Origin of the sequence: Campylobacter concisus (genome assembly GCF_902460675.1) — a bacterium.
GTDB lineage: Bacteria > Campylobacterota > Campylobacteria > Campylobacterales > Campylobacteraceae > Campylobacter_A > Campylobacter_A concisus_AJ.
On record NZ_CABPUQ010000001.1, the window covers coordinates 625,429 to 639,131 of the forward strand.

Consider the following 13,703-nt stretch of genomic DNA (forward strand, 5'->3'; position numbering starts at 1 on the left):
ACATATCAGGCTTGAAGTCATATCCAGCACTACTAACCCACATATAAGGGATAGTATGCTCAGTTGTCATCACTTCTGGAGAAAAGTCAAGGAAATTTCCATTGACTTCTACATTTATATCGCTTAGATCATCCCACAGCCTATGTGCATCGTCTGCATCTTGTGTTGTCCTGAAGACATGAGTTATCTTTTCATTGCTTCTATCGGTTAGCCCATCTATCTCGTCACTTGTCATCCTACCCATTAGGTATTCAAAATGATCCATTTTTTTATCTTTTGAAAAGTAGCCCTTTGGCATCTTTGCTAGATCTTCATTTGAGTAAAATTCTTTACCCTTACTAATAACTCCAGCTGAAATTTGATCAAAAATTTTATAGTATTGCTTTATGGTATTTGCTAGATCGATATTTGCAAAACTATCCTCTCCAAAGAGTTGGTTATCTTTTTTTGTTTCCATTGAAAAATTTATACTATTTGGGTGCTTTTGATTGTGTAGCACTATCGCATCAAGCGTGCTTTTGTGGATTTTAAATTCTTGTGGCAAGCCTGCAGCCTTGTTAAAGTCAGCTCCCATAAATCCTTTAGCATCTACACTATATCCATAGCCCTCTTGTGAAGTAAATTTAGCCTGATAAAGAGAGTCGATAGCACTAGATGAAACAAAATCATTTTTAGGAATAGTGGCTTGGCTGATTGAATTTATATTTGTAGTGTTAGGTAAGAAGCTTGCAAAGCCTTCGCTTTTTGTATGTTTTTGGTAGTGTTGTTTTGTTAAGATGGAGTTATAAGAGATTTTCATAGCTTACTCCTTGAATTTAGCTTCAAAGAGTAAGCAAAAGTTGTGCCGAAAATTTAAGCGAGATAAATTTATGTTTGCTCGCTTTGAAATAAAATTTTACCTATGGGCAAAAATAAAAGCAAATTTATAGAAAGCATCTTGTAAAATAAATCAATCCTGAAAAAATGTACCGCTTTTTATAAAAACTGTACCATACTTTTAGGAAATTTTAAAGAAAGGGAAACTGCAAAAAGGGCAGTTAAAGTATCGATAAGTAGGACATCTATGGTGTCACGGGGGAGACTTGAACTCCCGACCTCCGGCTTATGAGACCAGCGCTCTAACCAGCTGAGCTACCGTGACAACTTAAAATAAGTTTTGGATTATACAACCTAAGAACTTATTTTTAGCTAAAATTTATCTCACTCAAATTTTATAGATAAAAAAGCAAATTTGACTGCAAAAGCAGCCAAATTTATTAAGCTTTTTTAGTGAAAAATCCAACGTAAATAGCGTATATGAAACCGATAGCCACGGCATACGGGGCAAAAGGTGTGATGCCAGCTCCTGAGCTTGCTAAGATAAAGTTATGACTTATCGCAGCTCCAGCTCCCATGCCTAAAACAAATACGGCTGAGCTTAAATTTCCAGCTCCCATCTGCACTAGGTGTTTTCCAGGGCAGCCGTAGCTTAGGCTAAAGCAAAGACCAGCGAGCGTCATACCTAAGAAGTTCCAAAGCATATCATTGTGAGCGATAGGTTGCCCTTCAAAGCCAAATTTGTATTGATTTAGCACTAAATTTGTGATGCTTGCAAAAAGAACGATAGAGACTATGCCATAAAACATCGAAAAGTCACGCTCAAAAATTTTGCTGATAGCTCCCACTGAGCAAAATTTACTTCTTTGCATAAATGCGCCGATGATGATGGCACAAATAAGAGAGATAAATAAATTTGCATGCTGTGAGCCTGGGCCTTTTTCTGAGCTAAATAATGCGCCATTTTCGCCAAGTTTTAGACCAAAGATAAGTGCTAGTAAAAGCAAAATAGCGATGATCAGTGGCAAAAACCCAATAGCCTTTGCAGTGGTTTCATTTTCAGGCAAAACGTAGCCATTTTTCTTAAAAGCTCGTCCCACAAAGACGCCAGCAAACAAGCCAACAAGCCCTGCAATAGCGGTCATATCTCCGCCTCCAAGACGCAAAAACGCTCTCCAAGGGCAGCCTAAAAATATGAGGCAGCCTATCATCGCAAACACGCCTAAGAAAAACCTAGGAAATGCCGCGCTACCAGATACTGGAGTGAAATTTTTGCTCCAAAGCATGCTAGCTAGAAAGCCTCCGATGATAAGCCCTAAAATTTCAGGCCTTAGATACTGCACGACTTTGGCCTGGTGAAAGCCAAGCGCACCCATGCTATCTCGTAAAAAGCAAGCCGCACAAACGCCCATATTTGCTGGGTTGCCAAAATGAACGAGCACCGGACCAAGTATGCCAAGGCTCGCACCTGCGATGATGTAAAGTAGTGTTTTGTTCATGTAAATTCCTGTGTAAGGGTAAAACCAGACTGGTTTCTTAAACGACATTTTAATAATCATTAAATAAAACAAAGATTAATTTTTTGTAAAACAGAAGTGGCTAAAATATGCAAAAATTTCATAAAAAGGACAAAAAATGAAAGATTTTATGAGCTATGCAGATAGCCTGAAAATTCTAAAAGATACGATAAGTGCGTGGGAAAAGGTCGAAAAAGTGGCTATCACGGATGCGCTTGATAGAAATATCGCCTACGATGTGAAAGCTACTGAGAACTACCCAGCAAAGCCAGTTTCAGCGATGGATGGCTACGCTTTTGCCTTTAAAGAGGGCTTAAACGAGCTTGAGCTCATCACCGATCTGCCAGCAGGTAGTGACAAAGGGCTGCATGTAGAGGGCAGCAAATGCGTCAAAACCTTCACCGGCTCGCTAATGAGCGAAGGTACCGACACTCTTGTACCAGTTGAAAATGTCGAAGTAAGTGGCTCAAAAATAATCATCAAAAAGAGCGTGCCAAAGGGCTTTGCTGTGCGAGCAGTGGGTGAGAGCTACAAAAAAGGCGAAATTTTAATAAAAAAAGGCACACGTCTAACATACTCTGAGATCGCGCTTCTTGCCGAGCTTGGCGTATTTCACGTAAGCGTCTTCATCCGCCCAAGGGTGGCGATACTTGCAACTGGTAGCGAGATAAAAGACCTTGGCGAGCCTCTTGATAGTCCAGCGCAAATTCACAGCTCAAATCACGTAGGCATCGCTATGCAGATACGCAAAATGGGCGCGGAGCCGATCCTTTGTGAGATCGTAAGAGATAAGGCTGAGCTTGTCGAAAAAGCGATCATAAATGCGCTAAAATCAGCCGATATCTTGGTGACGACTGGCGGTATCAGCATGGGAGACTATGACTTTGTAAAGGGCGCTTTAAATGAAAATTTCAAACTCATCATCGAAGGCGCTGCGATAAAACCAGGCCGCCACATCAGAGTGGCAAAATCAGGCGATAAATATATCTTTGCGCTGCCGGGATTCCCTTACTCGGCGATGGTTATGTGCGTGCTTTATGTAAGAGTGCTTATAAACACTTGGTTTAGCCAAGAAGAGCCAAAGATCACGGCGATAATGGACGAAGACTACAAAAAACGCTCGCCATTTTTGGAATTTACAGCGGTAAATTTAGAAAACAGAGATGGCATGATCTTTGTAAATTTAAACGGCAAAAAGCTTGGTAGCTCAGCGATCGTAAATAACCTAACAAACGAAGCTGCACTGCTTATCATCCCAAAAGAGACAGAATTTATCGCAAAAGGTGAAGTGGTAGAAGTTTTAAAGATGCCTTGCTAAGGGTAAATTTATAGCCCTTGAAGCACTACGACGTCGGTTATCTCGGCGTCTTTTTCTATCTTAGCGTCTAGCCCTTTAGCTATTTTTATAGTGATATCTTTTGTTTGATTTGGCGTTAGAAAGATCAAATTTCTAACGTCGTTTTCGTATTCGGTAAGTCTTTCGTAGTAGCCGTTTATGCCGTGCTTGCTCTTATACTCTGGCTTTATGAAATTTAGCCTGAAAACATCTGCGCCATACTTTAGCGAGTACTCTTTAAATTCATATTTTCTTTGGCTGGTAGTCTTAAAATTTTCATTAAATAGCTTTAAAAGCGCCTTGTCGCTAACATCTTTTGCGTCGCTCTCTTTTAGCACGATCTCGTCAGCTCCGTTTGGCTCTTTGTACTCGGTGCCGTTTATGGAGTATATGGCGACGTGCATGTTATCTCTTTGCGATGCAGCACTCTTCATGAAAAACCTTAGCCTTGGATCTTGCTTGATCTGTGCCTCTTTTGGAGCTACTTCGTTGCCGTTTGCATCAAGATATTTTACTCCCTCAAATGTAAGCAAATTTGGCTTTTTGGCTATGGATAGCGCGCAGTTTCTATCGCTTAAACAGTGATGGACTAGATCTTGCATAAGGGCGTAGTCTTCATTTACTCTTTTGGCACTTAGGGCGCTCTTTGGCACGTGGGCTACGCAGGTGCATGGCGAATTTGCCGAGCAGCCAACTATCGGCGAGCCAAGGAAGTCTCGACCTAGTATGAGCGGTACGTCCTGAGATTTGATACTCCTGCCAGCTTTGCTTTTTAGCACCACTCTACCACCATGCGGGCAAGTGATGATGTCGTCTTCTATGACTGGGTGAGCGGTGAAATTTGTAGCTACTGCGCCAGAAGGCATGCTTTGATGATTTACCGCTTCTCTATCTTGTGCTTGCTTCTCTTTTTTCTCATCATTATTAGCTCTTTTTAGCTTTACATCCAAGCTACCCCTATCTATATCATAGCCAAGCACTCTTATACTTGTATTTTTGTTTGTGATATCAAGCGAGCCTTTAGAGCTTTCATCATCTCTTGGGCTAAAGTAGTAAAATGGCTTTTGATCTTCTTTGTTCTCAAAGAGATCGTGCTCTTTTTCATCTTTGAAATTTGTAAAGCCAAATTTATAGTCTTTAGCTTCATTTGCACCTTTTAGAAGTGTGGCGTTTAAGAAGAGATCGACCTTGTAGTTTTCTGGGTTTTCCATGCCAAATTTATCTCTTATCTTCTCATATAGTCTCTCAATATCCACTATGTCTTTATCTTTTGTAAATATGGCTAAACTCTCTTTATCTTTATCCACATATACGCTAGAGCTAGCTGATAAAAAGCCAAATTTTATCTCGCCTCTATCTTTTACGTCGTATAAATTTATAGAGCCACTGCCTGTGCTATTATCAAATAAAAGAGAGTAGGTTTGCTCTGATTTTTTCATAAAGTATGTCTTCTCATCTTGTGATGAAAGCGACCTTGTGAAATTTGACGTATAGGTGTAGAGCTTGCTAGCATCAGCCTTGGTGGTAGTGACATCACTAGAGCTCTCATCTACCACCTTGTACGTCCTACACTTGTGCATAGCTCTTTTATCTTCTATCTTTTCACATCCACCTTCTTTAAATTTCTCTACTTCCTCTTTGCTTATTATATTTGTATATCGCTTCTCATCACTAAGCTTAAATATATCTTCTATTATCAAGGCTTCTTGCTCGTCTTCTAAATTGTGATTAAATATCTTAAAGTCGTGTTTTATATTATTTAATAGTATAAGCAACATCCAGTTTTTGTTTTTGTTATATAAAAGAGGTGGAAGTGTAGCTTTGTTATCTATATAGGATGTCTCATTTTTATATGCTAAAGATAAATTTGTATCAAGATCAAATATAAGCTTATAGTTTTGCTCCATAAAGTCATTTAGATATAAAAGCGTGCCTTTTAGGCTAACATTTTTTGTCTTTTCGTCATTATTTTTTTCTTCTAAAAGATATGAGAAAAAGTATAGTGTAGCAGCTGTATAGGTAAGAAAGTGCGAGCTCATACTTACATTTGTTTTTAGTATCGCATCTACGTTGCCTATATTTATTAGCACTTCATTGCCATTTATATCAACCCCAAGGTCTTGTATAGCGTTTTCATAGAGTTTATTGTTAAAGGCTAAGCTATCATTGTCTGTTTTCATGTGGTATATGTTGTTAAAATTTAAAGGTGCTGGTAGGTAGGTGTGGTCTTGGTTTGCTAGGATTAAATTTGCATATAATCTCTTTTTACAAGAGAGCATACTTTGCATATTAGGAGTTAGTTTTCTTTTAGTGAATATATTTTTATTGCTTAGTATCCTATCTATTTGATCTATCTTGTGTGCAAGATCAATTCTAGTAGCATAATCACTAAGCAATCCAGGTGAGTTAAATGTATAAATTTCATCTATATACTCAGCAAAAGTAAAAGCACATACCTGAGTTAGATATCCACCAAGGCTATGACCGCAGATGTTTATCTTTTCGCCTTCTTTTAAGATAGGTATAACATTATCTAAAAAGAAATTTATTAAAGAATTTACTTGTGCTGGTATGTTACTAGTGGTTAGATCTATATCAGCTTTTAAATCTCCTAGAGTGATCTCAGTCCCCCTAAAGGTTAGTATCTTTTTGTTGTTATCCTTTGTATCTTCAAAGAGTGTAGTGCTAAAACCTTGCTTGTCATTTTTTTGATGTTTTAGAAGTTTAAATCTTGATGTGAAATTTTTGGTACGTTTGGAGATTTGGTGGTAGCCTTTTTCGTTTATGAAAAGTCTTTGTGGCTCTCCTTTTGGAGTAGTTATAAAATTTCTTATTTCATTTGATATTTTAACTTTCTTTATAGTGCCGTCATCATTTTTTTCAGGTTTTTCTATTGTTAAATCTTGCATAAATCTAGCTTCTACGCAAAGAGCATAAGCGGTTGGACTTCCAGCTAATTTTATTGTATTTCCATTTTCATCTTTAATGTCAAATTCTAAAGTATGACCATAGTTTACATTATCTGCATAATCCCATCTAGGCTTTGGCGTCTTTAAAATTTTCTCATTGTAAAATTTATCCGAAAAACTCCAAATTTCATTCTCATCTATATACTCAAAAAAAGCATAACTTACATCAGCAATATCAGCATAGTCTTTTATCTTATTTACCATATCTTTGTTTGTTAAATTTTTAAGAGTATTCATTTATTTGTCCTTGTCTTTATTGCTGATTTTTTGAAATTTACTATCTATAAAATAAAAATAATTATCGCCACTTATATTTATGCTAGTTTCTTTGTATAAACGTATTCCACTTGCTTCATCTCCATATAAGCCAAAAATTTTATATCCTTTGTAATAATTTACACCTGTTTTTATAGGGATAATATTTTTATTATCATCAAGATAAAAATAGCTCATACTAATGAAAGGTTGCCATTTATAAAATATGTCATTTCCTATAAAGTCTATTATTTTATTTAAGTAAATTTCTGGCACTTCTGCCTTTTTCTTAAATTCATCTCCGTAATCTCTTGTGGTTACATAATATTTTTTCCCATTAGATAGCACTCTAGGCAATTTTTCATTAACTGGTGTCATATCAACTGTATAACGATTTTCGGCTATTTTTTTACCATTTAATCCTTTTGTCATTATTCGTCTTTCTTCTTCCCTCTTATCTATCTCTTTCTCTAGCTTCTCATCAAATACATAAACACCACCATATTTTTTAGCAATGCTCTCTTGCTCGCTAGTTAGATCAGAAATTCTTATAAAGCCATTAAAATAAGCAAGTGGTAGAAGTATAAACAAGCAGATAAAAACTATAAATTTTACTTTTTTCATCATAAATCCTTTTAAACTTAAAACTATACAAGATAGAAAATTTCTTTTAATTTTATTGTGATTATATTTATAATATTATTAATTTATTATGCTTAGTTGAGGTTTATTAATTACAAAATTTATCCGAAAAACTCCAAATTTCATTCTCGTCTATGTATTCAAAAAACGCATAAGCAACCTCAGCTATATCAGCATAGTCCTTTATCTTATTTACCATATCTTTGTTGGTTAAATTTTTAATAGTATTCATCTATTTATCCTTATCTGAAGTGCTGACTTTTTCAAATTTATTGTTTATAAATTCAAATCTATTTCCGCCTTTAGCTAGCCCTATACCATCTTTTATAAATTTAATTCCACTTGCTTCATCGCCATATAATGTAAAGGTTTTAATTCGATATAAGTAACTTGCAGATGTTCTTATAGGCACGACTTTATCGCCATCTATATAAAAATATGACATAGATAAATTTGGTGTATATTTTTCTAAATTTTCTTTTCCTATGTAATTTATAATTTTCTCAACATAATCATTAGGAATTTTTACTTCTTTGCCAGTTTCGTTTTCATAATCAATCCATCTGAGGTAGTATCTTTTGCCATTAGATAAAACTCTAGGCAATTTTTCATTAACTGGTGTCATATCAACTGCATAACGATTTTCAGCTAATTTTTTACCACTTAAGCCTTTTGTCATTATTCGTCTCTCTTCTTCCCTCTTATCTATCTCTTTCTCTAGCTTCTCATCAAATACATAAACACCACCATATTTCTTAGCAATGCTCTCTTGTTCGCTAGTTAGATCAGAAATTCTTATAAAGCCATTAAAATAAGCAAGTGGAAGTAGTATAAATAAGCAGATAAAAACTATAAATTTGACTTTTTTCATCATAAATCCTTTTAAATTTAAACTATACAAGATATAAAATTTCTTTTAATTTTATTGTGATTATATTTATAATATTATTAATTTATTATGCTTGGTTGAAGTTTATTAATTATGAAATTTATCCGAAATACCCCAAATTTCATTCTCGTCTATATACTCAAAAAACGCATAAGCAACATCAGCTATATCAGCATAAACCCTTATTTTATCTACCATTTCTTTATTTGTTAAATTTTTTAGAGTATTCATTTATTTTTCCTATTTATTTATCTTTTTAAATTTATTGTCTATCAAATAAAAATAGTTATCTCCAGCTACGTTTATATATCTGTTTTTGGTAAATTTTATCCCACTTGCTTCATCACCTGAAAGTGTATATGTTGTTTCGACAACGTAGTAGTCTAAACTTAGATCAATTACTCTTACTTCATCATTATCATCTATATAAAAATAGCCCAAGTCATAAGATGGTTTAAATTTTTCATAATCTTCACTGCCTATAAATTCTTTTATTTTATCTTTGTAAATTTGTGGAGTTTTTATTTTTTTTCTTGTCTCATTTTCATAATCGATCCATCTGAGGTAGTATCTCTTTCCGTTAGACAACCTATCATAAACATGATACGTTTTATCTACTATTTCATCTATAAATTTACCCATAGCTCTTTCATTTATATTTATGCAAGCATGCTCCATTTTCATTATGTCTTTACCAGCAGCTACAAATTCATCATATTTTTGCTTGCAAAATTTATCGTTAAAGATATCTTGCATAACCATATCTATATAATTGCTCTTGTTGTTGTTAAATTCTTGAAAATATTTGCTTTGATTGTTATCTAGCTCTTGTTTTATCTCTTGATATAGGCTTGATCTTTTTGCTCTTATACCTTTGTTTAGCTCTTCAAGCTTATCTATCTCCTTCTCCAGCTTCTCATCAAATACATAAACACCACCATACTTTTTAGCTATGCTCTCTTGTTCGCTAGTTAGAAGATCAGAAATTCTTATAAAGCCATTAAAATAAGCAAGTGGTAGCAGTATAAACAAGCAGATAAAAACTATAAATTTGACTTTTTTCATTATAAATCCTTTTAAATTTTCACTATTGTCTTATCTTTTGCTTTAAAGTCTTATTGTGATTAGTTTTTGTGGTGGTTTTAAATTTTAAAAAGCAGGGAGAGCTCCCTGCTGTGGTTATTTCTCTTCGTTTGTTTTGATATAAGCGTAGTCAGAAATTTTAGTCCACTCTCTTGCTTTTTTAAGGAAAGCTCTTTGAGACTCGACGATCTCTTTAAATAGTGGATCTTTTGCGCTCTCTTCATCAAGTAGCTCATTTGTAGCCTTTTTAAGAGCTGCGATGACCTCTGGTGGGAAAGATTTTACTTGGATGTCTGGGTACTCAGCTTTCATCTTGTCCCAGTACTCTACGTTTGCGTAAAATACCTTAGTATTCACATCTCTTGCCACTTCAGCAGCAGCCGCTTCAAAGATCGCTTTTAGATCATCTGGAAGTTTTTCATACGCATTTTTGTTGAAGAAAAACTGAGTTTCGCCATCTGGCTCTTGCCAGCCTGTGTAGTAGTATTTTGCCACTTTGTGAAAGCCAAGCGCCATGTCGTAAGCTGGGCTAACCCACTCGACTGCATCGATAGTGCCCATCTCAAGCGCCATATAAAGCTCGCCTGTTGGGATAGTGTTGATGTTTGCGCCAAGTTTAGCGTAAATTTCACCGCCAAAGCCTGGAATTCTGATCTTTAAGCCTTTGATATCATCAACTGACTTGATCTCTTTTTTAAACCAGCCGCCCATTTGCATGCCAGTGTTACCAGCTCTAAAAATTTTGATGTTATATGGGTCAAAAACTTTCGCCTCTAGCTCTTTGCCGCCGCCAAATTCATACCAAGCTGTTTGCTCGTCGGTATTCATCATAAATGGTGTCGCTGTAAAGAACATTGTCTTAGGGTCTTTACCCTTGTAGTAGTAGCTAGCTGTGTAGCCGATGTCGTATTGACCGCTCTTTGCAAAGTCAAGCATCGCAAAAGGTGACTTGTGCTTTGACGGGTAGTCGATCCTGATCTCGATGCGGCCGTTACTCATCTTTTCGACCTTATCTTTTAGCTCTTTTGGCACTTCACCAAGCACTGGCATAGTGCTCTCCCATGAGCTTGCAAGCTTGAGCTTATAGACTTTGTCATCTCCCATGGCAGCGCAAGCAAGAGCTGCTAGGCCAAGAGATGCTAATAAAAATTTATTCATACTCTCTCCTTTAAAAATTTTGCATATTATACAAAAAATTTACATTATTAAAATGTGTTATAATCGCAAAAATCAAATTACAGGGCATAAAAATGATAAAAAAGACGAAAATTGTAGCGACTTTAGGGCCAGCAAGTGACAACGAAGAGACGATGGAAGCGATGGTTAAAGCAGGGGTTAATGTCTTTCGTTTAAATTTTAGCCACGGAACACACGAATACCACAAATCAAACATCGACAAGATAAGAAACATCGAAAAAAGACTAAACAAACGCATAGGCATCTTGCAAGATATCTGCGGTCCAAAGATCAGAGTTGGCAAGCTTAGCGAGCCATTTTACTTAAAAGCTGGCGACGAGCTTAGCATCTACGCAGAGGATATCGTGGGCGAGAAGATCGAAAAGGGCGTTTATAGAGTGAGCCTAAATCAGCCTCAAATTTTACCTATGCTAAAGGCTGGCGAGTACGTCTATCTCTACGATGGCTCGATCAGAGCAAGAGTTGTAGGCGAGGGCAAAGATGTGGTAAAAACCATCATCGAAAATGACGGAATTTTAAACTCAAACAAAGGGGTAAATTTCCCAAATACTACCCTTGGTATCGAGATCATCACGCCAAAAGATAAAGAAGATATGGAATTTGGCGCAAAGCAGGGCGTAAATTTCGTCGCCATTAGCTTCGTGCAAGACGCAAATGACGTGATAAAAGCGAGAAATATCTTAAAAGAATTTGGCTCCAAAGCGGCTATCTTATCTAAGATAGAGAAATTTGACGCGGTTGAAAACATAGACGACATCATCGCAAAGAGCGATGGTATCATGGTAGCTCGTGGCGATCTTGGCATAGAAGTGCCATTTTACAATGTGCCAACCATACAAAAGCTCATTATCAAAAAGGCAAATGCAGCCAGCAAGCCAGTCATCACAGCAACGCAGATGATGCTAAGCATGGCAGAGCATGAAACTGCTACAAGAGCGGAGATTAGTGACGTGGCAAACGCCGTGCTAGACGGCACTGACGCGGTTATGCTAAGCGAGGAGAGCGCGATCGGCAAAAACCCAGTCGCAGTCGTAGAGGCGATGAGCAAAACGATCATACAAACGCAAAGCATCTATCCATACAATAAATTTGACGAATTCGACTTTTTGGACGAGACTGACATGGTCGCAAATAGCGCAGCTTCGCTAGCCGTGCGTATCAAGGCAAATGCGATACTCTCTATCACAGGCTCTGGCAAATCAGCCATAAAGCTAGCTAGAAACCGCACAAACATCGACATCATCGCTATCGCACACGACGAGCAGACAGCTCATATGCTTACCCTCGCTTGGGGCGTGACGCCAGCGCTCGTGCTTGAAAAGACAAAGCTAAATGTCCTACTTGCAAATGTCATCAAAAAGGCTTACGACGCTGGATACGTCGAGCATGACAAGACCTATCTCGTTACAGCTGGCCACCCAACAGGCGTAGAGGGCAGCACAAACCTCATACGTATCATCAGACGCGACCAGCTTGATTATTACCTAGATCTTGCAACGGAGTAAATTTGTAAAATTTGGTGCTCGGATAGCTTCTGGGCACTGAAATTTGCTTTTAAATTTGCAAATTTGATCAAGACTATTGCTGCAAATTTTAAAACTTTCATTCACTCGCAAGAATTGACTACTAAAATTTGACTTCGCTTACAGCTTATCACAAATTTTAGAGCCGAAATTACTAGTTCATGAAATTTTAAATTTTGTGTGAAATTTACTTGTAAAAATATAGGATATATAAAATTTATTTTGAAAGAATTTGTGACGCCAAATTTAACGTCACAAATTTAAATTTATTTTTTCTTTTTGCCTTTTGGCTCGTCGCCTTTAAACCAGCTTTTTATCTTGTCAAAGACGCTCTCATCGGTGCTTGACTTGCCTGAAACTATGCCAAAGCTAGCTTGAAGCTTGTTTAAAAGCTCTTTTTGCTCGTCGCTTAGTTTATCAGGCGTTTGGATAGAAATTTGAGCTACAAGTCTGCCTTTTTTGCGTGAATTTACACCCTTGATGCCCTCATTTTCAAAGATAAATTGCTGCTTATCTTTCGCGCCAACTGGTAGTTTTAGCTCTGTTTCACCGCGAAGAGTTGGGATTTTTATACTCTCGCCAAGAATAGCTTGGGTGAAAAAGACTGGAATTTCTATATAAACATCGTCATTGTGGCGAATGAAGTGCTTGTCCTCTTTTACATTTATGCTCACGTAAAGATCGCCTTGAACGCCGTTTGCACCGATGTTGCCTTTGCCAGCGACCCTCATCCTCATGCCACTATCAACGCCCTCTGGGATCGTGATCTTGACGCTTTGTTGCTGGATTTTATAGGCTTTTGCGTTGCAGTCAGGACATGGCTCGCTTATCACTTCGCCAGATCCGTGGCAGTATGGGCACTCTTGAACGATATTCATAAAGCCATTTCCACGTGTGATCCTGCCGCTTCCGCCGCAGTGTTGGCAAGTTTTGTTTTTGCCATCTTTACTGCCTGTTGCGTTGCATGTTGGGCAAGGCACTTTTTGATCAAATTTGATCTCTTTTTCGCAGCCAAAAACAGCTTCGTTAAACTCTAAATTTATAGGAATTTCAAGGTCGGCTGAGTATTTTTCAGTTCTTCTTTTTCTCTGTCTAGAACCACCGCCAAAACCGCCTCCAAAAAACGAGTCAAAAATGTCTGAGAGGTCAAAATCAGCGCTAAAGCCACCGCCACTGCCAAATCTACCCTCAAGCCCTTCTTTGCCGTATCTGTCGTATATTGAGCGCTTTTGCTCATCGCTTAAGACCTGATAGGCTTCGTTTATCTGTTTAAATTTCTGCTCAGCCTCTTTGTCGCCAGCATTTCTGTCTGGGTGGTATTTTAAAGCGAGCTTTCTAAAGGCTTTTTTTATCTCGTCGCCACTTGCATTTCTTGAAATTTCAAGGATCTCGTAATAATCAAACTCCACATTTTTCCTTGTTTATTAAGCTTATTTTAAATGTGAGATTTTATCCAAAAAAGTTTAAATTTAAAAA

General features: G+C 37.1%; 11 protein-coding genes and 1 tRNA gene. 2 read left to right on the plus strand and 10 right to left on the minus strand.

The genetic code is table 11. The annotated features are described in order from the left end of the window. From F3G88_RS03035 to yedE, 3 genes are all read right to left on the minus strand, one after another. On the minus strand, positions 1-799 hold a 799-nt coding region (locus F3G88_RS03035), incomplete at its 3' end, for a Cj0814 family flagellar-dependent secreted protein (protein WP_149715932.1). A gap of 265 nt (positions 800-1,064) precedes the next feature. After that, a tRNA-Met gene (locus tag F3G88_RS03040) sits at positions 1,065-1,141 on the minus strand. A gap of 115 nt (positions 1,142-1,256) precedes the next feature. Beyond that, the gene (yedE, locus tag F3G88_RS03045) at positions 1,257-2,315 is read right to left on the minus strand and encodes a YedE family putative selenium transporter (protein ID WP_149715325.1); all 1,059 of its coding nucleotides are present in this window, start codon (positions 2,313-2,315) and stop codon (positions 1,257-1,259) included. Positions 2,316-2,451: 136 nt separating this feature from the next. Between yedE and F3G88_RS03050 the strand changes: the two genes are divergently transcribed. Beyond that, the gene (locus F3G88_RS03050; protein WP_148822500.1) at positions 2,452-3,651 is read left to right on the plus strand and encodes a molybdopterin molybdotransferase MoeA; all 1,200 of its coding nucleotides are present in this window, start codon (positions 2,452-2,454) and stop codon (positions 3,649-3,651) included. A gap of 8 nt (positions 3,652-3,659) precedes the next feature. Here the strand turns inward: F3G88_RS03050 and F3G88_RS03055 are convergent, their stop codons facing one another. The 6 genes from F3G88_RS03055 to F3G88_RS03080 form a co-directional block, all read right to left on the minus strand. Next, entirely contained in the window at positions 3,660-6,875 is a 3,216-nt protein-coding gene (locus F3G88_RS03055) for an Mbeg1-like protein (RefSeq protein ID WP_149715326.1), read from the minus strand. Then, positions 6,876-7,517 carry a tRNA 2-selenouridine synthase gene (locus F3G88_RS03060; RefSeq protein WP_149715327.1) on the minus strand — a complete coding sequence of 214 codons (642 nt, stop codon included), beginning with the start codon at positions 7,515-7,517 and terminating at the stop codon, positions 6,876-6,878. It lies immediately after the preceding gene. Between the two features lie 106 nt (positions 7,518-7,623). Then, on the minus strand, positions 7,624-7,767 hold the full coding sequence (locus tag F3G88_RS10205; RefSeq protein WP_188117455.1) for a hypothetical protein: 144 nt from the start codon (positions 7,765-7,767) through the stop codon (positions 7,624-7,626). After that, on the minus strand, positions 7,768-8,406 hold the full coding sequence (locus tag F3G88_RS03065) for a tRNA 2-selenouridine synthase (protein WP_103611623.1): 639 nt from the start codon (positions 8,404-8,406) through the stop codon (positions 7,768-7,770). Positions 8,407-8,664: 258 nt separating this feature from the next. Continuing rightward, positions 8,665-9,489: a hypothetical protein gene (locus F3G88_RS03075; RefSeq protein ID WP_149715328.1), complete on the minus strand. Its 825-nt coding sequence runs from the start codon at positions 9,487-9,489 to the stop codon at positions 8,665-8,667. A gap of 114 nt (positions 9,490-9,603) precedes the next feature. After that, complete coding sequence (locus F3G88_RS03080; RefSeq protein ID WP_103640044.1) at positions 9,604-10,665, minus strand: TRAP transporter substrate-binding protein; 1,062 nt, start codon at positions 10,663-10,665, stop codon at positions 9,604-9,606. A gap of 92 nt (positions 10,666-10,757) precedes the next feature. Between F3G88_RS03080 and pyk the strand changes: the two genes are divergently transcribed. Then, positions 10,758-12,209, plus strand: a complete 1,452-nt coding sequence (gene pyk, locus F3G88_RS03085) for a pyruvate kinase (protein ID WP_149715329.1) — start codon at positions 10,758-10,760, stop codon at positions 12,207-12,209. A 284-nt stretch (positions 12,210-12,493) separates the two neighbouring features. Here pyk and dnaJ read toward each other — a convergent pair whose 3' ends face one another. Beyond that, positions 12,494-13,636 (minus strand): molecular chaperone DnaJ, encoded by a 1,143-nt coding sequence (dnaJ, locus tag F3G88_RS03090; RefSeq protein WP_149715330.1) that lies wholly within the window; start codon positions 13,634-13,636, stop codon positions 12,494-12,496. Between the last annotated feature and the right edge of the window lie 67 nt (positions 13,637-13,703).